This is a genomic window from Mycobacterium sp. (assembly GCF_050701515.1).
Lineage (GTDB): Bacteria > Actinomycetota > Actinomycetes > Mycobacteriales > Mycobacteriaceae > Mycobacterium.
Map to the genome: position 1 here is coordinate 53,797 of NZ_JBOGDB010000104.1, position 22,103 is coordinate 75,899.

Annotated in this window: 11 protein-coding genes; 9 read left to right on the forward strand and 2 right to left on the reverse strand. The window is 68.6% G+C overall.

Annotation, left to right across the window (positions count from 1 at the left end):
* Positions 1–21: 21 nt before the first annotated feature.
* Positions 22–279 (reverse strand): Ms4527A family Cys-rich leader peptide, encoded by a 258-nt coding sequence (locus tag ACRDU5_RS09195; protein ID WP_526614170.1) that lies wholly within the window; start codon positions 277–279, stop codon positions 22–24.
* Between ACRDU5_RS09195 and hemW the strand changes: the two genes are divergently transcribed.
* Genes hemW through ACRDU5_RS09210 form a run of 3 tightly spaced genes read left to right on the forward strand, consistent with a single transcriptional unit; the run spans position 212 to position 3,248 of the window.
* The gene (gene hemW / locus ACRDU5_RS09200; RefSeq protein ID WP_526614171.1) at positions 212–1,417 is read left to right on the forward strand and encodes a radical SAM family heme chaperone HemW; all 1,206 of its coding nucleotides are present in this window, start codon (positions 212–214) and stop codon (positions 1,415–1,417) included. The two genes, ACRDU5_RS09195 and hemW, sit on opposite strands and share 68 nt — an antisense overlap.
* Positions 1,418–1,477: 60 nt before the next feature.
* The gene (locus ACRDU5_RS09205) at positions 1,478–2,830 is read left to right on the forward strand and encodes a salicylate synthase (protein WP_526614172.1); all 1,353 of its coding nucleotides are present in this window, start codon (positions 1,478–1,480) and stop codon (positions 2,828–2,830) included.
* A gap of 34 nt (positions 2,831–2,864) precedes the next feature.
* Positions 2,865–3,248 (forward strand): nuclear transport factor 2 family protein, encoded by a 384-nt coding sequence (locus ACRDU5_RS09210; protein ID WP_526614173.1) that lies wholly within the window; start codon positions 2,865–2,867, stop codon positions 3,246–3,248.
* On the opposite strand, the gene ACRDU5_RS09215 is transcribed toward ACRDU5_RS09210, so the two are convergent.
* Positions 3,249–4,871 (reverse strand): (2,3-dihydroxybenzoyl)adenylate synthase, encoded by a 1,623-nt coding sequence (locus tag ACRDU5_RS09215; RefSeq protein WP_526614174.1) that lies wholly within the window; start codon positions 4,869–4,871, stop codon positions 3,249–3,251.
* 86 nt (positions 4,872–4,957) lie between these two features.
* Here ACRDU5_RS09215 and ACRDU5_RS09220 point away from each other — a divergent pair, with 86 nt between their 5' ends.
* From ACRDU5_RS09220 to ACRDU5_RS09245, 6 genes are all read left to right on the forward strand, one after another.
* Positions 4,958–8,422: a non-ribosomal peptide synthetase gene (locus ACRDU5_RS09220; protein WP_526614181.1), complete on the forward strand. Its 3,465-nt coding sequence runs from the start codon at positions 4,958–4,960 to the stop codon at positions 8,420–8,422.
* A 2-nt stretch (positions 8,423–8,424) separates the two neighbouring features.
* A complete protein-coding gene (locus ACRDU5_RS09225; protein WP_526614175.1) occupies positions 8,425–9,171 on the forward strand; it encodes a thioesterase II family protein in 747 nt (248 codons plus the stop codon).
* Positions 9,161–10,513 (forward strand): beta-ketoacyl [acyl carrier protein] synthase domain-containing protein, encoded by a 1,353-nt coding sequence (locus tag ACRDU5_RS09230; RefSeq protein WP_526614176.1) that lies wholly within the window; start codon positions 9,161–9,163, stop codon positions 10,511–10,513. Before ACRDU5_RS09225 ends, ACRDU5_RS09230 begins: the two co-directional genes overlap by 11 nt.
* Positions 10,513–13,446 carry a mycobactin polyketide synthase MbtD gene (gene mbtD, locus ACRDU5_RS09235; protein WP_526614182.1) on the forward strand — a complete coding sequence of 978 codons (2,934 nt, stop codon included), beginning with the start codon at positions 10,513–10,515 and terminating at the stop codon, positions 13,444–13,446. Before ACRDU5_RS09230 ends, mbtD begins: the two co-directional genes overlap by 1 nt.
* A complete protein-coding gene (locus tag ACRDU5_RS09240) occupies positions 13,443–18,386 on the forward strand; it encodes an amino acid adenylation domain-containing protein (protein ID WP_526614177.1) in 4,944 nt (1,647 codons plus the stop codon). Before mbtD ends, ACRDU5_RS09240 begins: the two co-directional genes overlap by 4 nt.
* A partial coding sequence (locus tag ACRDU5_RS09245) for a non-ribosomal peptide synthetase (RefSeq protein ID WP_526614178.1) occupies positions 18,383–22,103 on the forward strand: 3,721 nt, incomplete at its 3' end. The genes ACRDU5_RS09240 and ACRDU5_RS09245, both read left to right, overlap by 4 nt.

The following is a 22,103-nucleotide window of genomic DNA, read 5'->3' on the forward strand; positions in this document are numbered from 1 at the left end:
CAGGTGGGCAGGTCTACGACATCAAGGCAGACAACAACAGGTACAAACGCGCTTGAAGTCGACATGCCGCCGCGCCACCAGCGAGATGCGGTGGGGGAAGGTGCGGGCGGCGTTCACGTCGCCAATTGTGCCACGGACACCGACATATGCCCTAACCGGGGGAAAATTGCGCTCACGCGGAGCAAAGACCCCTTTCTGGGACACTGGCCGCATGACCGTTTGCGCCGCACCAGCGCGGCTGCCCGGCCTCGTGCCAACGCCCGGCCGGCCTTTCGGCATCTACATTCATGTGCCGTTCTGCGCCACCCGCTGCGGTTATTGCGACTTCAACACCTATACCCCCGCCGAGCTGGGCGGAGCGAACCCCGAGGGCTGGCTGGCGGCGCTGCGCGCCGAGCTGGGCCTGGCGACGGGGCGGCTGGGCACGCCGACAGGGTCTGATGTCGCCGGCCGAGCGGCTCCGGAAGTGCAGACGGTGTTCGTCGGTGGTGGTACGCCGTCGCTGCTGGGCGGGGCCGGCCTGGCGGCGGTGCTGGACTGCGTCCGCGGGCATTTCGACCTGGCCCCGGGTGCCGAGGTGACCACCGAGGCCAACCCGGAGTCGACGTCGCCGCAGCTCTTCGCGCAGTTGCGGGCGGCCGGCTACACCCGGGTGTCGTTGGGCATGCAGTCGGCAGCCCCGCACGTGCTGGCCGCGTTGGACCGGGTGCATTCACCCGGGCGCGCGCCCGCGGCGGCCGGCGAAGCCCTGGCGGCGGGGTTCGATCACGTCAGCATCGACCTCATCTACGGCACGCCGGGGGAGTCCGACGACGACCTGCGGCGCTCGGTCGATGCTGCCGTCGAGTCGGGCGTCGATCATGTCTCCGCCTACGCGCTGGTCGTCGAGGACGGCACCGCGCTGGCCCGCCGGGTGCGGCGCGGCGAGATCGCTACACCCGACGACGACGTGTTGGCGCATCGCTACGAGCTCGCCGATGCCCGTTTGGCGCAGGCCGGTTTCGGCTGGTACGAGGTCTCCAACTGGAGTCGCCCGGGTGGCGAGTGCCGGCACAATCTGGGCTACTGGGATGGTGGCGAATGGTGGGGCGCCGGACCCGGTGCGCACGGCTACGTCGGGTCGACGCGTTGGTGGAATGTCAAGCATCCCAACGCATATGCGCAGTCGCTGGCCGAAGGGCGGCTGCCGGTAGCCGATTTCGAGGGGCTCGACGCCGACGCGATGCACACCGAGGACGTGATGCTGCGGCTGCGGCTGCGGCGCGGGCTGCCGGTCGACGACCTGGGCCAGGCCGAGCGTGCGCGGGCGGGGACCGCCATCGCTGAGGGCTTGCTGGTGCTCGACGCCGACCGGCTGGTGCTCACCGACCGCGGCCGGCTGCTGGCCGACGCCGTCGTACGCACGCTGCTCGGCTGAAACCGCGTTGAACCGCCGTAGCAGGCCGCGCTTTCATAGGTTAGGCTACATTTACTAACCGTGCCGAAGGTCAGTGTCGAGACGACTTCCGACGACGCCGCGCCGCTCTCCTTTGCGTTGCCCGCCGGCGTCACCGCTGCCGACCTGGTGGCCGAACTCGCCAGCGCGCTGCCGGAACCCGACGGCGACGAATACCTGGTCTATGAGCATGACGGCGAATGGACGCTGGCCAGCGGCGTACGGGCGGCGATCGAACTCGACGTCGACGAGTTGCGGGTGATCGAGGACGGTGTCGTCGCGCGCCAGGTGTGGACCGGCCGGCCGGCCGCCGCCCTTGGTGAGGCGGTCGATCGCCTGCTGCTGGAGACGAACAGGGTGTTCGGCTGGGTGGCGTTCGAGTTCGGCGCCTACCGGTTCGGGCTGCAGCAGCGTCTCGCGCCCGGCACGCCGCTGGCGCGGATCTTCTGGCCCCGCACGCAGTTCGTCGTCGCCGCCGACCACGTCCGCCTCGTCGATGCCGACGAACGCCACGCGCAGGTTCTGCGGCGACTTCTCACCGATGGTGTGCCGAGCGCCTCAGCGCCGACCGGCGTCGACGTGCGGGAGGACACCGCGGGCTATCGGTGCCGGGTTGCCCGCGCGATCGATGAGATCGTCGCCGGCCGCTATCAGAAGGTGATCTTGTCTCGGCGGGTCGACGTCCCATTCGGCGTGGATTTCCCGTCCACCTATCGCGTCGGTCGGCGCAACAACACACCGGCGAGGTCATTTCTGTTGCGGCTCGGCGGGATCCGGGCGTTGGGCTTCAGTCCGGAACTGGTCGCCGCCGTGCGTGAGGATGGGACGGTGGTGACCGAGCCGCTGGCCGGCACCCGGGCGCTCGGCCGTGGCGCCGATCGCGACCGGGCCGCCCGCCATGAGTTGCAGTCCAATTCCAAGGAGATTGTCGAACACGCGATTTCGGTGCGCAGCTCACTGCAGGAGATCGAGGAGGTCGCCGAGCCCTGCACCGCGATGGTCACCGATTTCATGACTGTGCGGGAGCGCGGCAGTGTGCAGCACCTGGGCTCGACGGTCGGCGCGCGGCTCGACCCGGCGATGGACCGGATGGATGCGCTGGAGGCACTGTTTCCGGCCGTCACCGCGTCCGGCATCCCAAAGGCGGAGAGTGTGGACGCGATCCTGCGTCTGGACGAGAGCCCGCGCGGGCTGTATTCCGGTGCGGTGGTGATGTTCTCGGCCGACGGCGGCATGGACGCGGCGTTGGCGCTGCGGTCGGTGTACGAGCGCGACGGGCAGACCTGGATGCGTGCCGGTGCCGGCATCATCGCAGCCTCGAACCCCGACCGCGAGTTCGAGGAGACCTCCGAGAAGCTCGCCACGCTGGCGCCGTATTTGGTGCGGCGCGTCTAGCCCGCGGTTGAGGCGGGCGCAGTACCGTCGGCTCATGGCATTCGACCCCGGCGCCGTCGGTCGCGCGTTCTCCGAGCACCGGTTCGACGAGGCGCTCGGACACCTCGCCAAGGATGTGCGCTGGACGATCGTGGGCTACATGGTCCTTGAGGGTGCCGATGCCGTCCGGCGGACGTGCGGTGAGACGTTGGAAAGCCTGGAGGGCACCACGACCGCGTATGACCGCTGCGTCGTGGCGGCCGGATCCGACGTTGTCGCGGTCGACACCTTCGCTCGCTACAGCGGCCCCGGCGGCGTGACGGCCGTCGCCAGTTGTGACATCTACGAGTTCGCCGGCGAGGAGATCACGGCGATCACGTCGTATGCGGTGGAGGTCGACCCCGAGTCCGCCGGCGCTCAGCCGCCGCCGCGAGGGTAGCTAACCGGCGATCTGCTGGGCGATCGCCTTCTTGTCGACCTTGCCGACCGCGGTAGTGGGCAGCGCGGTCATCGGCGCCAGCACGTCGGGCCGGGCATGGGCGGCCACACCGCGCTCATCGAGGTGAGTGTTCAATTCCGCCAAGGTGATCGCTGGGCCGGTGAAAACAACGGCCGCGCAGATCTTCTCGCCGAGATGCTCATCGTGTACAGGCACCGCCGCTGCCGACCAGATCGCCGGATGGGTCAGCAGGTGCTCCTCGAGGTCGAGCGCGGACACCGTTTCGCCACCGCGGTGGATGACGTCTTTGACCCGCCCTGTCACCTCTAGATAGCCGTTCTCGAAGCGGCGCACCCGATCGCCGGTCCGGTAGAAGCCGTCCGGGCTGAACGACCGCTCGGTGTCCCGCTCGGCGTTGAAGTACCCGTTGAGTGTGTAGGGCCCGCGCACCAGCAGTTCGCCCTCGTCTCCCGGCGGCACGTCGCAGCCCGATTCGTCGACCACCCTGAGTTCGTCATGCGCCGACAGCGGGCGGCCCTGGGTGTTGTCGACGATGTCGGTTGGGTCGCCGAGGCGGGTGTAGTTCAGCAGGCCCTCCGCCATCCCGAAGACCTGTTGCAGGCCGGGAGTCAGCGCGCCGCGGATGAGACGGGCATCGCCCGGGACGAGCTTGGCGCCGCCCACCTGAAGCAGTCGCAACGTCGTCGGTCGCACCGATTCCCATTCGCAGGCCTGTGCCCAGAGCTTGGCCAGTGCGGGTACCAGCGCGGTGACGGTGACACCGTGTTTGACGATCGTCGCGAAGGCCGACTCCGGGCTGTGATCGGTGCCGAAAACGATCGTGGCGCCGACGGTCATGGCACCGAGGATGCCCGGGCACGCCAGCGGGAAGTTGTGCGCGGCCGGCAGCGACACCAGGTAGACATCGTCGCCGGCGAGCCCGCACAGTTCGGCGCTCGCGGTGAAGTTGTAGACGTAGTCGTCGTGGGTGCGGGGGATGAGCTTGGGCGGGCCGGTGGTGCCTCCGGACACCAGCAGCAGCGCGGGTGCGGCCGGGTCCACCTCGATCGAAGGGGCAGCGCCGGTGGCGGATTCGGCGCACAGGTCGGTATCGGTAATGATCCGGAGCGGATGGGTCGCCACGAGTTGCTCGGCCATGGCGCGGTAGTCGAATCCGCCGCCGGTCTCGGCGATCACCAGCGCGACCGCTCCGCTCACCTCCGCGAAATGACTCAGTTCCGCCAGCCGGTGACCGGGCAGGCACATCACCGGGATGGCGCCGGCGCGCAGCAGCCCGCACAATGCGACCGGGAACCGCCGCGAGTTCGGCAGTTGCAGCAACACCCTTTCCCCGGGCGCGATGCCCATCGCGGTGACATGGACGGCCGCACCGTCGGCGAGTGCATCGAGATCGGCGTAGCTGTGCTCGCCGGTGGCATCGACGACGGCGGTGCGCGCGGGCCAGTTTTCCGCGGCGGTTCTCAGCACCGAATCGACGCGCCGCCCGGTCCAGTACCCGGCGGCGCGGTACGCCGCCGCACGGTCGGCGGGAAACGGCACGAAACCGGTCGGCAACCCCGGTTGTACAGCGGATTCTGGCGTCGTGCCAGTGGTCCCCGTCACGTGTGAACCCCCTCGGGGTAGGCGTGTTCCGTGCCCCGAATATAGGGTAGCCTTCACAAAATTAGGACACCCTAATCAATGGAGGCATTGTGGCAGATGCTGCTGCTGCGAATTCGCAGACCGTCCGTGAGGAGGTCGCCGAACTTCTCGGTGTCAGCGTCGATGCTGTCGATACCAACGGGGACCTGATTGGCCAGGGGCTGGATTCCATCCGGATGATGTCGCTGGCCGGTCGCTGGCGGAAGCGCGGTGTGGACATCTCGTTCGCCGATCTGGCCGCCGAACCGTCCGTGCAGGCGTGGTCTGCGCTGATGTCCACGGCGATCGCGGCCGCCGTCGAGCCCGGCACCGAGCCCACGGAGCCGGATTGGCTTGCCGGGGCGCCCTTTCCGCTCGCACCGATGCAGCACGCGCTGTGGGTTGGTCGGCAAAGCGATCAGCAACTCGGTGGCGTCTCGGCGCACCTATACGTCGAATTCGACGGTAGTGCCGTCGACCCGGACCGGCTGTCCGCGGCGGCGACCGAGCTGGCCGCGCGGCACCCGATGCTGCGGGTCGAGTTCCTACCCGACGGCACACAGCGCATCGACCCGGCGCCGACGGAGTTTCCCGTCGCCGTCCATGACCTGCGCGACGAGGCCGCCGGGGACGTCGCAGAATTGCTCGCCGCCACCCGACATGCCAAGTCGCACCAGCAGCTGACCGGGCAGGTGCTCGAACTGACGCTGTCGCTGCTGCCGGGGGAACGCAGCCGTCTGCACGTCGATCTCGACATGCAGGCCGCCGACGCAATGAGTTACCGCACGCTGATGGCTGACCTGGCGGCGCTCTACCGCGGACAGCACCTCCCGCCGCTCGGCTACTCCTACCGCGAATACCGCCAGGCGGCGTCCCTGCGCAACCCGGCCGCCGACGCGGACCACGACTGGTGGTCGAACCGAATTCCCGATCTGCCCGATCCGCCGCGACTGCCGCTGGTTCCCGTTGCCGATCAGGCGGACCCGCACCGGACGACCCGGCGCTGGCACCGGCTGGACACCTCGACCCGCGACGCGCTGTTCGCCGCCGCGCGCAGCCGGGGCATCACCCCGGCGATGGCGCTGGCCGCCTCGTTCGCCGAGGCGCTGGCCGGCTGGTCGGCCGAACCCCGCTTCCTGCTCAACGTCCCACTTTTCGGCCGCGAACAGCGCCACGCCGACGTCGATCGGCTGGTCGGGGACTTCACTTCATCGCTGTTGCTCGACGTCGACCTGGGTCAGGCCGGCACCGCCGCCGCACGAGCGCGGGCGGTGCAAGAAACCTTCCAGGCCGCGGCCGCGCATGCCGACTATCCCGGGCTGTCGGTACTGCGTGACCTCGGCCGCCATCGCGGATCCCAGGTGCTGGCACCGGTCGTGTTCACCAGCGCGCTAGGCCTCGGCGAGTTGTTCGGCGACGATGTGACGGCGGCCTTCGGTTCGGCGGTCTGGATCAATTCGCAAGGCCCCCAGGTGCTTCTCGACGCGCAGGTCACCGAATTCGACGGCGGTGTGCTGATCAACTGGGACGTTCGCGAGGACGCCTTCCGGCCCGGTGTCATCGACGCGATGTTCGAGCGCCACGTCGACGAGTTGCAACGTCTCGCCAAGAACGAGACGGATTGGGACTCCCCGGCGGCACCGCTGCTCACCGAATCTCAGCGCGCGGTCCGCGAGGCGGCCAACTCCACAACCGCTGCGCCCAGCGGACATTCGTTGCATCACGGCTTCTTCGCCTCCGCGGTGGCCCACCCGGCAGCCACCGCCGTAATCGGCCCGGGCGGAACGCTGACGTATGCGCAGTTGCGGGAGCAGGTGCTGTCGGTCGCCGCTGCCCTGATTGTCGCCGGTACCAAGTCCGGCGACACCGTGGCGGTGATGGGGCCCAAGAACGCCGAGCAGGTCACCGCGATGCTGGCCGTCCTGGCCGCCGGCGCGGTTTATGTTCCGGTCGGGATCGACCAGCCGGCCGAACGCGCGGAGCGAATGCTGCGCAACGGCGACGTCCGCATGGCGCTGTTCTGTGGCGATGGGCCGCCGACGTGGCTGCCAGCGCTTACCGTGTCCGAGGCGCTCAGGGTGGGACGGCGTGCCACCGGATTCAGCCCGGCGGCAACCGATCCCGCAGAGCTCGCGTACGTATTGTTCACGTCGGGATCGACGGGCGAGCCCAAGGGTGTGGAGGTCACCCACGATGCCGCGATGAACTCCATCGAGTTCCTCAACGGCCACTTCGACATCGGGCCCACTGACCGGAGCCTTGCCCTATCCACGCTGGAGTGCGACATGTCGGTGCTCGACGTGTTTGGCACATTGACGGCCGGCGGCGCGATCGTCATCGTCGACGAGGAGCAACGCGGCGACCCCGACCAGTGGGCCCGGCTGATCGACACCCACCGCGTCACCGTGCTGAACTTCCTGCCCGGCTGGTTGGAGATGCTGCTCGAGGTCGGTGCAGGCAGGCTGACGTCGGTACGGGTGGTGCCGACCGGCGGCGACTGGGTGGATCCGGCGATGGCGCGCCGGCTGCGGGTCGAGTCGCCGAATGTGCGGTTCGCCGGTCTGGGTGGTGCGACTGAAACCGCGGTGCACGCCACCATCTGCGAGGTCGAAGACGCGCCGCCGGACTGGACCGCGGTGCCGTACGGCAAACCGTTCACGAATATCGCTTGCCGCGTGGTGAATTCGGCCGGCCAGGACTGCCCGGACTGGGTGGCGGGGGAGTTGTGGGTAGCGGGTCGCGGTATCGCCCGAGGCTATCGGGGACGACCGGATCTGACCGGCGAACGGTTCGTCGAATGCGCCGGCCGGACCTGGTATCGCACCGGCGACCTGGCCCGCTATTGGCCGGACGGAACGCTCGAGTTCGTCGGCAGGGCCGACCACCGGATCAAGGTAAGTGGGTATCGCATCGAACTCGGTGATGTCGAGGCCGCGCTGCGCCGAGTGCCGGGTGTCTGTGGCGCAGTCGCGGCTGTCGTGGACGACATGCTGGCCGCTGCGGTGGTGACCGACCGGCCGGGGCTGAGCGAGGTCGACGTGAGCCGTGTTGCCGCGAAAGTCATTCCACTGCATATGGTTCCGCGGCATATTGAAATCGTCGATCGGATCCCGTTCACCGTCGGCGGCAAGATGGATCGCCGCGCCGTCGCGCGAGTGTTGGCCGAAGCCGTCAATGGTGAGCAGCCCGAGCGCCGCGAACCGTCGAGTGTGCTTGAGTCGGCACTCGCGCAAATCATCGCAGCGTTGCTCGGTGTCGCCGGGATCGGGGTTGACGACGACTTCTTCAAGCTGGGCGGCGATTCGGTGCTGGCGACGACGGCGGTCGCGCGTGTGCGCGAATGGCTGGACACGCCGACGGTCATGGTCGCCGACATCTTTGCGGCCCGAACGGTTTCCGCGCTGGCGCACTTGCTGACAGCACGCGAGCCGGCCAGCGACCGGCTGGAACGAGTCGCCGAGCTGTATCTGGAAGTCGCCGATATGGACACCGCCGATGTGCTCTCGGCCCTCGATGCGGCATCGGCCCGGTAGCGATGATCGACGAAAGCACCGGGATCCGGTTCGAGGCCTGGGTCAAACGATTCCCGGGCGTCAGGCCCGGCGGTGCCACCGTGGTGTTCCCGCACGCCGGCGGTGCGGCAGCCGCGTATCGCACCTTCACAACAGCATTGGCGCGCAACGGCACCGACGCCTACCTGGTGCAATACCCGCAGCGCGCCGACCGTCTTACCCATCCCGCCGCAGCGACGATCGAGGACCTCGCAACCGACCTCTTCCACGCCGGCGACTGGAAGAAGGTGGGGCCGCTGAAACTGTTCGGTCACTGCATGGGCGCGGTGGTGGCCTTCGAGTTCGCCCGCATCGCCGAGAGTGCGGGCCTGACCGTGCAGCAGCTCTGGGCGTCTGCGAGCCAGGCGCCGTCGGCCGTCGCGGGCGGACCGCCGGCTCCCACCACCGACCGCGAACTGCTCGCCGACATGGTCGATCTCGGCGGTACCGATCCCCGTCTGCTCGCGGACGCGGATTTCGTCGACTTGCTGCTGCCCGCAGTGCGGGCGGACTACCAGGCCTTCAACCGCTACTCCTGCGGCCGCTACGTAGCGATCGGCGCCGACCTCCATACACTCGGCGGACGCAGTGACCATCGGATCTCAGAAGACATGCTGCAGGAGTGGAAGTTCCACACCGCCGGCGCCTTCACACTGTCGCTGTTTGACGGCGGACACTTCTACGTCAACGACCACGTCGATGCCGTGGCCCAGCTGATCGATGAGTGCTAGCGGCGGCGCGCAGGCCGGCGATCCCATTGTGATCGCCGGCATGGCGCTCGAGGCACCCGGCGGCGTGGAGACCGCGGACGACTACTGGTCACTTCTCGCCGAGCAGCGCGAGGCGCTGGTGCCGTTCCCGGCGGACCGCGGATGGTCGGTACGCGACGTGCTCGACGGCTCGCGCCGCGACGGCTTCAAGCCGATCCGCGACCTCGGCGGGTTCCTCACCGGCGCAGGAAACTTCGACCCCGGCTTCTTCGGGATCTCGCCACGCGAGGCGGTCGCGATGGATCCACAACAGCGCGTCGCCCTGCGACTGGCGTGGCGCGCGTTGGAGAACAGCGGCATCAATCCCGACGACCTGGCGGGCCATGACGTCGGCTGTTACATCGGGGCATCGCTCACCGGATACGGGCCTGAGCTCGCCGAATACTCCAGCCATACCGGGCATCTGATGACCGGCACGTCGCTCGGGGTGATCTCTGGACGCATTGCCTTCACCCTCGGCCTGGCCGGTCCCGCGTTGACCATCGACACGTCGTGCTCGTCAGCCCTGGTCGCATTCCACCTCGCGACGCAGGCGCTGCGAATCGGTGACTGCGACCTCGCGCTGGCCGGCGGGGTGTGCGTGATGGGGTCGCCCGGCTACTTCGTGGAATTCTCCAAACAGCATGCGCTGTCCGATGACGGGCACTGCCGCCCCTACAGCGCGCACGCCAGCGGCACGGTATGGGCCGAGGGCGCAGCGGTTTTCGTCCTGCAGCGCCGGTCGGGGGCGCTGCGGGATGGCCGCCGCATCCTCGCCGAGGTTCGGGCCACCTGCATCAACCAGGATGGCCGCAGCACCGGTTTGACCGCGCCGAGTGGCCCCGCCCAGGAACGACTGTTTCGACGCGCCATCGAACAGGCCGGAGTCCGACCCGTCGACATCGGAATGATCGAGGGCCATGGCACCGGCACCCGAATCGGCGACCGCACCGAGTTGAGATCGCTGGCCGCCACGTATGGCGCGACCGAGCCTGGGCGCGGCGCAATGCTCGGATCGGTCAAGTCCAATCTCGGGCACACTCAGGCTGCGGCCGGGGCACTCGGCCTCGCGAAGGTCGTCATCGCCGGGGACCGGCAGACGATCCCGCCGATGCTGCACGTCGACGAGTACAGCCGCGAGATCGATTGGGAAGCCCAGGGGTTGCGGCTGGCCGACAAGCTGCTCCGATGGCCCGCCCGTGACGGAGGCCGGCTGGCGGCAGTGTCGGCGTTCGGGATGAGTGGCACGAACTCGCACGTGATCGTGTCGATGCCCGCCGCGCACGCAAGGAGCAAAACAACCGACGGGGAGTACGCCGAATGATGTCTCCGCTGACTTTCCCCGACGGACGCGTCCCCGTCCTGTTGAGCGCGCATGACGAGGATCTCATCAAGGGCGACGCCGAGGTGATCCTGCGCTACCTGGACCGGTCACCCGGCGTCGAATCCGTCGCCGCGACCCTGCTGCGCACCCGTCGGACCCGTCGCCACCGAACGGTGATCCGGGCCACCGATCGAACCGAGCTCGCCGACGGGCTGCGGGCAATTGCCGCCGGCCGGGAGCATCCGCTGGTAGCCAGGTCGTCCGAAAGTGCGTGCTCGCGACTGGCATTCGTGTTCCCCGGCCAGGGCACGCAATGGCCGGGAATGGGTGCGCAGGCCTACGACCGGCTGCCCGCCTACCGCGCCGAGGCCGATCGCTGCGCCGCCGCGTTCGCCGAGCACGGCGGCGCCTCCCCTCTGCCGTACCTGACCGGCGAATGCGGCGCGCAGACGTTCTCCCAGATCGAGACGCAAGGTGCTCAGTTCACCCACGCGGTCGCGCTGGCCGAGGTCTGGCGGAATTGCGGTGTCCGGCCCGACATCACGGTCGGTCACAGCCTCGGCGAAATCGGCGCGGCCTACGTAGCGGAAATGATCTCACTGCCCGATGCGGTCGCGGCAGTCGCCGCGCGGGCCCATGTCGTCGACCTACTGCCCGGCACGTACGGCATGACGGTGCTCGGTATCTCCGCCGCCGAAGCGCAGGAGCTCATCGCCGCGACCGACGGATGGCTCGAGCTGTCGGCAGTCAATTCCGATTCGTCGGTCGTGGTGTCGGGGGACCGCGACGCGGTTACCGCCATCACCGACACCGTCGACGGCCGCGGGCAGCTCGCCCGGCAGATCGCCGTCGACTATCCGGGCCACACCAGCGCGCTCGAACCGCTCCGCGACGAACTGCGATCGCGGTTGCCGCGCACCCGATTCACCGACGCCCCCATCCAATTCATCGGATCCACGACCGTCGCCGTCGTCGATGCAAACACCGACTTCGCCGACTACTGGTGTGAAAACCTGCGCAACACGGTGCGTTTCGATCGCGCAATCGACTCGGCACTCGGCGGTGGCGCAGGCGCCTTCATCGAGATGTCGGCTCATCCCTCGCTCCTGTATGCGCTCGCCGACCTGGCCGACGACGCCGCCGTGCTGGCCGGGTCCGGTCGACGCGATGAACCGCTGACCGAGGTGCTGTCCGCCAACATCGCCGCTGCCGCGGTCACCGACCCCGGCTACCGATGGACCGACCTAGTCGACGTCTCGCAGCGGCCGCTGAGCGAGTTCCCGAATGCGCCGATGAAGGCGGTGCACATGTGGGTCGTGCCCGATCCGCTGCCACCACCGCCGAAGCTGACCATCGCCCTCGAAACCTGGGTGCATACGTCACTCCCCGCGCTCGCGGTGTCCTTGTCGACACGCCGCATTGCGGTGCTCGACCGTGGTGCGGACACCGCGCTCTGCACAACGTTACGCGCGGCGATCGAGCGCTATCCCGGTGTGTCCGCGGCACCGGCGGCAGACGCCGACACACTCGTGGTGGTCGCGCCGCCGCTGGACCAATCGGATGCGGTTCGAGCTATCGATGACCTCGCCGCATCGGTCGGTGCCGGGCTGCTGAACTACGTAGACGCCATCGGCCCACGGTGCCGCGAGGTGTGGTTGGTGACGGCCGGGGGAGAGCAGGTGCGGCCCGGCGAGTCGGTGCCATTGCCCGCCCAGGCCGCGCTGGCCGCCATGCACCGCAGTATCGGACTCGAACATCCCGACCAAACCTTCCGTCACCTCGACCTTCCGACATGGGACGAAGCGACGGTGCCGCTGGAAACCATCATCGATGCGTTACTGACCGACACAAGCGAGGTCGCGCTGCGCGAATCTGCGGCCGGGCCGGTGCTGTACCGGCGCGAGGTGCGCGAACAGGTTCGGGGCGAACTCTCCGCACCACGCTGGCCGCTGGAGTCAGGCGTACTGGACAACGTCGTGATCGCCGGCGGCACCGGTGCCATCGGCCTGCACTATGCGCGCTATCTGGCCGAACGCGGTGCCGGACGCATCGTGCTGCTTGGCCGGCGCGGTGTCGACGAAGCGGTGCTCGACGAACTGCGGAACGGTTCCGACACCGAGATCATCGCTGTCCCATGTGATCTCACCGACAGCGACCACGTCTCTGCGGTCGCTGCGGAGTTCGCAGCCGACGGCGCATCCCTGCTGATCCACGCCGCCGGAACGGCCACGCTCGCCACCCGAGAACGCATCAATGCAGCGTCGCTGATTGCCAACACGGCAGCCAAGACCGTCGGCCTCTCGCACGTCGTCGACACGTGGCCGTTAAAGTCAGACGCCCGAATCCTGTTGTGCTCATCTGTGATCGGGGTGTGGGGAGGGAAGGGCGGCGCGGCCTACGCGGCGGCTAACCGAATCCTTGACGTGACGGCCGGGCAACTGCGCGCGATGGGATTGCGCTGCTTCGCGGTGCGGTGGGGGCTGTGGGAGGGGCGCGGCATCGTCGACGACGCCGAGGCCGCCCGTGTGGAGCGCGCGGGCCTGCGGCCGATGCCCGCCGTGCCCGCAATCGAGGCCAGCCTGTTCGATTATCCCGTCGACCCGCTGGTTCTCGCCGCTGACGCCGACCGCCTGCGAATGTTCGTCAGCAGTCAAGGCGCGACCGATCCGGAGCCGACGGCCGCAACTGCTCCGGCCGACAACCGACAGATCGTCACGGCGGAGCTCGCCGCCGTGCTCAATGTCGCGGGCGCGGCACTGGACCTCGATGCGTCGCTATTCGATCTCGGCGTCGACTCGTTGCTCGCCATCGATCTGCGCAAGCGGATCAAAAGGGTCACCGGCCGATCCATCCCGCTCGCGACACTGCTGAGCGGTCTCACCGGCAGCGAATTGATCGCGCGCCTCGGGCAGAAAGTGGAACGACGCCCGTGACCGACATCGACGCCGGCAGCCGGCTCGACCAGCAGCGGCTGGAGTTGCTGCACCGCAGACTCGCCGAACGGGGGTTGCGGGCGCACAGCGAGCAGTCCGCGCCGCGGCCGGTCGGCGGACTCTCCGACGGTCAGCGCCGAATGTGGTTCGTGCAGACCGCCGATCCCACCGGCGCACTGCTCAACGTGTGCGTGTCCTACCGCATCACCGGCGACGTCGACGCCGCACGGTTGCGCGACTCCGTCAACGCAGTGGCGCGTCGCCACAGCGTGCTGCGGACCACGTATGCCGCCGACGAGGACGGCGAACCGCGCGAGACCGTGCATTCCGACCTGATGCCGGGCTGGGCCGAACACGACCTGTCGGAGCTGTCCGAGCACGCTCGGCGGCTGCGCCTGGAGGTGCTGGCACAGCGGGAGTTCGCGGCGCCGTTCGACCTCGCCACCGACGCACCGCTGCGCATCACCTGGGTGCGCAGCGGTTCCCGTGAACACGTCATGCTCTTGGTCGCTCACCACATCGCGTGGGACGACGGGTCGTGGCGGGTGTTCTTCAACGACCTAACCAGCGCGTACACCGGAGTCGCACTCGGAGCCCAAACGCGGTCGGCGGAGACTCTTGACGCGGACACCGCCGAGATCGACCTCGAGTACTGGCGGTCGGAGCTCGCCGATCCGCCCGAGCCGCTGGAACTTCCGGGGCCGACGGGCTCGGCGGTGCCGACCAGTTGGCGCTCGCAGCGGCGCACCGCGCGGCTCGGCCCGGTCACCGTCGAGCGGGTGATCGCGTTGGCCCGCGACACCGGCAGCACCCCCTACATGGTGCTGCTGGCCGTATTCGGCGCGCTCGTCGAGCGCTACACCCACACCGACGACTTCCTGGTGGCCACACCGGTTCTCAACCATGGAACCGGCAGCGACGACACCATCGGCTACTACGGCAACACGGTCGCCATGCGGCTGCGCCCACAGTCGTCGATGAGATTCCGGGTATTGCTCAACCAGACCCGTGATACCGCAGCCGGCGCATTCGCACACCAGCGGATCAACCTCGACCGCGTGGTACGAGAACTGAACCCGGACCGTCGCCACGGCGCCGAACGCATGACCAGGGTCAGCTTCGGCTTCCGCGAGCCGGACGGCGGCGGGTTCAACCCGCCCGGCGTGCACTGCGAACGCGCGGAGCTGCGCAGCCAGATCACCCAGCTGCCATTGGGGTTCATGGTCGAATTCGATGCCTCCGGCGCGCTGGTCGAGTGCGAGCACCTCATCGAAGTCATCGAGCCGGCGCTGGCCCGTCAGCTGCTCGACCACTTCGTCGTACTGCTCGAAAACGCACTGGCCGACCCCGACCGGCCGTTGAGCGAACTCGACGTGATGACCGCCGCCGACGCCGTATGGACGCGCGAGGTGTCGCACGGTGAGGAATTCCGTACCGCGGCGACCACACTCACCGAACTGGTGGCGGATCAGGTGGCCCGTACACCGGATGCGGCTGCCGTGGTGTACGAGGGTCGCCATTACACGTACCGGGAGATCAACGAGGCCGCCAACCGGGTAGCGCACTGGTTGATCGGGCAGGGGATCGGCACGGAGGACCGGGTGGCGGTGCTGCTCGACAGGTCGCCCGAACTGGTTATCACCGCGCTGGGCATTGTCAAGGCCGGGGCGGTCTACCAGCCGGTCGATCCCACGTATCCGGAGGACCGCCTCGCCTTTATTCTCGACGACTCCGACCCGAAACTGGTTCTGCGCGAGCCGGTGTCGGGGTTGGACGGTTGCCGAACCGACGATCTCACCGATGACGACAGGGTGCGCCCGCTGCGGCCGGATAACACCGCATACCTCATTTACACGTCGGGTTCGACCGGACTGCCCAAAGGTGTTCCGGTGCCGCACCGCCCGGTCGCCGAGTTCTTCGTGTGGTTCGGCGGCGAGTATCAGGTCGACGACCGCGACCGGCTGCTGCAGGTGGCCTCGCCCAGTTTCGATGTCTCGATCGCCGAGGTGTTCGGCACCCTGGCGTGTGGGGCACGGCTGGTGATACCGCGACCCGACGGGCTGCGCGACATCGGCTACCTCACCGACCTGTTGAGTCACGAGGGCATCACCTCGATGCACTTCGTCCCGTCGCTGCTCGGCCTGTTCCTCTCGCTGCCGGGAGTGAATCAGTGGCGCACGCTGCGCCGCGTGCCGATCGGCGGTGAGGCGCTACCCGGCGAGGTCGCCGACAAGTTCCACGCCACGTTCGACGCGCTGCTGCACAACTTCTACGGCCCGACCGAGACCATCATCAATGCGAGCCGGTACAAGGTCGAGGGCAGGCAGGGCACCCGGATTGTGCCGATTGGCCGGCCCAAGATCAATACCGCCATCCACCTCCTCGACGATGCGTTGCGACCGGTACCGGTCGGCGTGATCGGCGAGATCTACATCGGCGGAACCCATGTCGCGCACGGCTACCACCGTCGGCCGGCATTGACCGCCGAACGCTTCGTCGCCGACCCGTTCACCCCTGGCGGCCGGCTCTATCGCTCCGGCGACCTGGCGCGGCGCAACGCCGACGGCGACATCGAATACGTCGGCCGAGCTGACGAACAGGTCAAGATCCGCGGCTTCCGCATCGAACTCGGCGATGTGGCCGCGGCGATCTCCGTCGACCCCAGCGTCGGCCAGGCGGTGGTGATGGTCAGCGATCTGCCTCGGCTCGGCAAGAGCCTCGTCGGATACCTGACCCCGGCATCGGACGCCGAGGACGTCGACGTCGACCGCATCCGCGCGCGCGTTGCCGCCGCGCTGCCCGAATACATGGTGCCTGCCGGCTACGTGGTGCTCGACGAGATCCCCATCACCGCACACGGAAAGATCGACCGCGCAGCGTTGCCGGATCCGGAGATATTGTCCGCCAACGAGTTCCGAGAACCCACGACCGAAACGGAACGCCGGCTCGCCGCCACGTTCGGCGAGTTGACCGGCCGGGATCGCGTCGGCGCCGACGACTCGTTCTTCGACCTCGGCGGGCACTCGCTGCTGGCCACCAAGCTGGTCGTCGCGATCCGCTCAAGGTGCGGCGTGGACATCGGCGTGCGGGAGGTATTCGAGCTCGGAACGGTGGCTCGGATCGCCGAGCACGTCGATGCACTGGCGTCGGGGGAGACGGAATCGACTCGGCTGCCGTTGATCCCGGTGCCGCACGACGGGCCTGCGCGGCTGTCGCCGTCGCAGCTGCGCAGCTGGTTCGCCTACCGCGTCGAAGGGCCCAGCGCGCTCAACAACATCCCGTTCGCCGCACGACTGCACGGACCATGCGACATCGAAGCGCTGCAAGCAGCGATCAGCGACGTCGTCGCCCGGCACGAGATCCTGCGGACCACCTACCGCGAGATTGACGGTGTGCCACACCAAATCGTCAACCCGGCCGCGAACGTCCCCGTGCGTCGCGCATCCGGCGACGGAGAGGATTGGCTGCAGGCCGAGCTTGACCGCGAGCGCGGCCACGTGCTCGACCTCGAGCAGGACTGGCCGATTCGGGCCGCGGTGTTGCAACAGCCGGACCAGCATGTGCTGTCGTTGGTGCTGCACCACATCGCAGGCGACCACTGGTCGGCCGGCGTGTTGTTCACCGACCTGACTACGGCATACCGGGCCCGTCGCAACGAACAACCACCCGCCTGGGCGCCGCTGCCGGTGCAGTATGCGGACTACGGGGCATGGCAGGCGAGTTTGATGGATCCTGCCGGCGACTTCGTCGGCCCGCAACGCGAGTACTGGACCACCCAGCTGGAGGGCCTACCCGAAGAGACCGGTCTGCGGACGGATTTCGTGCGCCCGCGGGTGCCCAGTGGCGTCGGCGACTCCATCGAATTCGTCATCGAGCCCGCCACCCGCGACAAGCTTGCCGCGCTGAGCCGCGAGCTTGGTGTCACCGAGTTCATGTTGTTACAGGCGGCGGTCGCCGTCGCCCTGCACAGGGCAGGTGCGGGGACCGACATTCCGATCGGCACTCCGGTGGCCGGACGCACCGAGGCTGAGTTGGAGCAACTGGTCGGGTTCTTCGTCAACTTCGTGGTGCTGCGCAACGATCTGTCCGGCAACCCGTCGTTGCGCGACGTGCTGCTGCGGACGCGCGAGACGGCGCTGGCCGCGTACGCGAACCAGGATCTGCCGTTCGATCAGGTCGTCGACGCCGTGAAGCCGGTGCGGTCGCTGTCGCGCAACCCGCTGTTCCAGGTGGTGGTGCACGTCCGAGAGACCTTGCGCGAACATAACGTCATCGAAAGCGGACCCGACGGCGACACGACATTCACCGTGCTGGAGCCGACCTTCGATGTCGCACACATAGATCTGTCCGTGAACTTCTTCGCTTCCGAGGATGGCTACCGCGGCCACGTCATCTACCGTCCCGAGTTGTACGAGCGCGCGACCGCACACCGGCTCGTCGGCTGGCTGGGTCGGGTGATCGACGCCTTCGCCGCGGCGCCGGACACCCTGCTGGGCGATGTCGTGATCGGCGACGCCGAGGAGATGCGGCGCATCGCCGAGCAACGGAGCCGCAGTCATGCCCAGGCCGCTCGCGTCGAGCAGCCCGTGAAGTCGGCCGGACTCGGCGAGCCTCCGAGCACCGACACCGAACGCGCGCTGGCCGCGATGCTCGTCGACCTGCTCGGCGTCGCCGAAGTGTCCCGCAGTGACGACTTCTTCAGCCTGGGCGGGGACAGCATCATGGCGGTCCAACTGGCCGCCAGGGCCCGCGACGCGGGCATCAACCTGACGCCGCGGATGGTGTTCGAGCATCCCGCGGTAGATGACCTGGCCGCCGTGTTGGACGACGGCGTCGGCGAATCCGCCACAACCGATGTCCACCATGCCCCGATGACCGCGTCGGGATTGTCCGACGACGAACTGGCGGCGCTGACGTCGTCATGGGAGTCCTCACCGTGACGACGACGCAGTCGGGAACCGAGCGGCGCGCGGCCATCGAGGACGTGCTGGCGCTGAGCCCGCTGCAGCAGGGCCTCTACTCGATGGCGGCGCTGACCGACCACGAAGACGACGCGGATCCGTACACCATCGCGATGGCCGCCGACATCACCGGCGCGCTCGACGTCGGGCTGTTGCGTCGGTGCACGGCCTCGATGCTGGTGCGCCACCCCAACCTGCGCGCCAGCTTCTTCCGCGGCAATCTCAGCCGGCCCGTGCAGGTGATCCCCACTGATGTCGAGTTGCCATGGCGCACGGTTGCCGCCACACCCGAACAGGTGGAATCCCTTGAAGCCGAGGAGCGGCGGCAAGGGTTCGATCTCGAACGCGGTCCGGTGATCCGGTTCCTGCTCATCGAATTGCCCGGTCCGCGTTGGCGTCTGGTCGTCGTCGCCCATCACATCGTCATCGACGGGTGGTCCCTGCCGCTGTTCATCTCCGAACTCATCAGCCTGTATCGAGCCGAGGGCGACATCACGGCGTTGCCGCCGCCGCCGCGGCCCTACCGCGACTACATCGGTTGGCTGGCCGGGCGTGACCAGGACGCCAGCCGCGAGCTGTGGCGACGGCACCTAGCCGATATCGACGGCTCGACCCTGCTGACACCGGCATTGACCGGTGCCGAGCCACCGCGCGGCATCCCGACCATCACCGAGTTGACGCTCGATGCCGACGCCACCCGCCGACTCACGGACGCCGCCCGGGCCCGGGGGGTCACACTCAACACCATCGTCCAAATAGCCTGGGCGACAATGCTGTCGGCATTCACGGACCGCAGCGACGTGGTATTCGGTGTCACCGTGTCCGGTCGGCCCGGCGAAATCTCCGGCGTGGAGTCGATGGTCGGCCTGTTCATCAACACGGTTCCGCTGCGGGTGCGGCTGGACCCGTCGGCGCCGGTGGGAGAGCAGTGCCTGGCGCTGCAGCGTGAGGCCGCCGCCCTGCGCGATCACGGCTACCTGGGTCACGCCGAGCTGCGCACGATCGCGGGTATCGGCGAGATGTTCGACACGCTGCTGGTGTACGAGAACTTCCCGCCGGCCGGTGTAGTCGGAAGTGCCGAGTTCAGCGCAAACGGGGCGATGTTCATACCCGCTGCGCTGGAAAGCCTTTCGCATTTCCCGGTCACCATCGCCGCCCATCTGACCGGCGGCGAACTCACGGTGCTGGTGGAGGTGATCGACGGCGCCCTCGGATCAATGAGCCCGCGACGTCTGGGGGAGCGCGTCATTGCGACGGTGCAACGCCTCATCAAGGGATGGGACGGCCCGCTTCGCGACGTCGGCGTTCTGCTGCCCGACGAGGCCGAGCGCCTCGCGGTGCGTCCCGCCGCCGCGGGTTCGACCGGCACCGGCGTGCACACGAAATTCACCGAGGTGGCCGGTGGCCGACTGGGTTCGGTGGCGCTGACGTGGGAACACGGCAGCCTGACTTATCGGCAACTTGACGAGGCGGCCGATCGACTGGCCGCGGTGCTGGTCGACCGTGGCGTGGGCGCCGAGACACCGGTGGCGATAGGGCTGTCCCGCGGGCCGGACTACGTGGTGGCCATGCTGGCGGTGCTCAAGGCGGGCGGCCTGATCGTCCCGCTGGATCCGGCGATGCCCGCCGATCGCATCGCCGACATCCTGCGCCAGACCGGTGCGCCGGTGGTGGTCGACGAAGCGATGGTCGCCTCGTCCACGGCCGAACCGCCCGCCGACTTCCGGCCTGCCGTGGTGGATCCACAACAGGCGGCCTATGTGGTGTTCACGTCGGGCACCACCGGGCGGCCCAAGGGCGTGGTCGGGACGCACCAGGCCCTGCTCGCCTACGCCGACGATCACGCCGAGCACATTCTGCGTCCCGCCACCGCCCGCACCGGCCACCCGCTGCTGATCGCGCACGCCTGGTCGTTCACGTTCGACGCCGCCTGGCAGCCGCTGGCCGCTCTGCTCGACGGCCACTCGGTGCACATCGTCGGCGACGAGGCGCAGCGCGACGCCGACGCCCTCGTCGAGACCATCGGCCGGTTCGGCATCGACATGATCGACACCACGCCGTCGATGTTCGCCCAGCTGCGCGACGTCGGGCTGCTCTCGACGGTGCCGCTGGCGGTGCTGGCGCTGGGCGGCGAGTCCGTCGGCGGCCCGGCCTGGCGGCTGATCCGCGACGAGTGTGCCCGCACCGGCATGGCGGCCTACAACTGTTACGGCCCGACCGAAACCACGGTCGAGGCCGTCGTCGCCGCCGTCGCCGAGCACGAACAACCCTCGATCGGCCGTCCGACCCGGCCCACCGTCGCCCACGTGCTCGATTCGTGGCTGCGGCCGGTGCCCGACGGGGTGGCCGGTGAGCTGTACCTCGCGGGCGACCAGCTGACCCGCGGCTACCTCGGCCGTGCCGGGGAGACGGCCGCCCGATTCGTCGCGGACCCGTACGGCGCCGGGCGTCGCATGTACCGCACCGGCGACGTGGTCCGGCGGATGCCGGACGGGGGACTGAAATTCCTTGGCCGCACCGACGATCAGGTCAAGGTGCGCGGTTTCCGCGTCGAGCCCGGCGAGATCACGGCGGTGCTGCTCGGACATCCCGCCGTACGCAACGCCCACGTGCTGGCCGGTCGCAACGGCAGCGGACATCGTTTGACGGCGTACGTCGCGGCCGGGTCCGAGCAGCCGGCGGTCTCCGAACTGCGCGGCCTGTTGACGAGCCGGCTGCCGCGGTACATGTGGCCCAACCACATCGTTCTCGTGGACGAGCTGCCGTTGACCACGCACGGCAAGATCGACGAGAGCTGTTTGGCCGAAATCGATCTCGGTGATTCGTCACCGACGGTAGCCGAGACGCCCACCGAGGCGGTGTTGGCCGACCTGCTCGCCGAGGTACTGGACACCGAGCAGGTCGACGTCGAGGCGGACTTCCTGCAGATGGGCCTCGACAGCATCGTGGCACTGTCCCTCGTCCGGGCTGCCCGGGCCCGAGGGATCGAGATGCGTGCCCGGTTGATGTTGGAGTGCAGCACGATTCGCGAACTCGCCGCCGCAATCGACGGTGGTGCGGGGTCGGCCCTGCCCGCAGCGCTGGATGCCGATCGGTACGGCGAGGTGATCCCCGCGCCGATCGTGTGGTGGATGCGCGAAACCGGAAATTTCCGGCGGTTTACCCAGAACGTGCTCATCACGCTTCCCGATGACATCACCGAAGACCGCCTCGTCGTGGTGTTGCAGGTGCTGCTGGACCGGCACGACATGCTGCGGTCCGTGCTTGCCGAGGATCGCTTGATCACTCGGCCACCGGGAGCGGTGCGGGCCCGCGACATGCTGTGCCGGGTCGACGCCGATCCACACGATGCCCTGGCCGAGCATGGCCGGGCGGCGGTGGACCGCATCGACCCGACGACCGGCTCGATGGTGCAGGCGGTGTGGTGCACGGGACAGCCACCCGCCCTGCTGATGTGTGTCCACCACCTGGCCACCGACGTCGTGTCCTGGTACGTGATCCTCGCCGGTCTGGCGGAGGTGGCGGCGACGCTCGCGGCGGGCGAAACACCAACGCGTGCTGTGGAATACACCACCTACCGGGATTTCTGCCGGCAACTCGACCAACGCGGCCGGGCCGACGTGGTCACGGCACAGCGCGACTACTGGCGGCGCCAGCTGGCCGGGCCCGACCCCGAGTTGGGCAGCCGGCTGCCCG

Excerpts from the sequence above, each read along its gene's own strand:
- mbtD (WP_526614182.1), top strand. The coding sequence starts at position 10,513 with ATGTCTCCGCTGACTTTCCCCGACGGACGCGTCCCCGTCCTGTTGAGC.
- ACRDU5_RS09210 (WP_526614173.1), top strand. The coding sequence starts at position 2,865 with ATGGCATTCGACCCCGGCGCCGTCGGTCGCGCGTTCTCCGAGCACCGG.
- ACRDU5_RS09195 (WP_526614170.1), bottom strand. The coding sequence starts at position 279 with ATGCCGAAAGGCCGGCCGGGCGTTGGCACGAGGCCGGGCAGCCGCGCT.
- ACRDU5_RS09225 (WP_526614175.1), top strand. The coding sequence starts at position 8,425 with ATGATCGACGAAAGCACCGGGATCCGGTTCGAGGCCTGGGTCAAACGA.
- ACRDU5_RS09230 (WP_526614176.1), top strand. The coding sequence starts at position 9,161 with ATGAGTGCTAGCGGCGGCGCGCAGGCCGGCGATCCCATTGTGATCGCC.
- hemW (WP_526614171.1), top strand. The coding sequence starts at position 212 with ATGACCGTTTGCGCCGCACCAGCGCGGCTGCCCGGCCTCGTGCCAACG.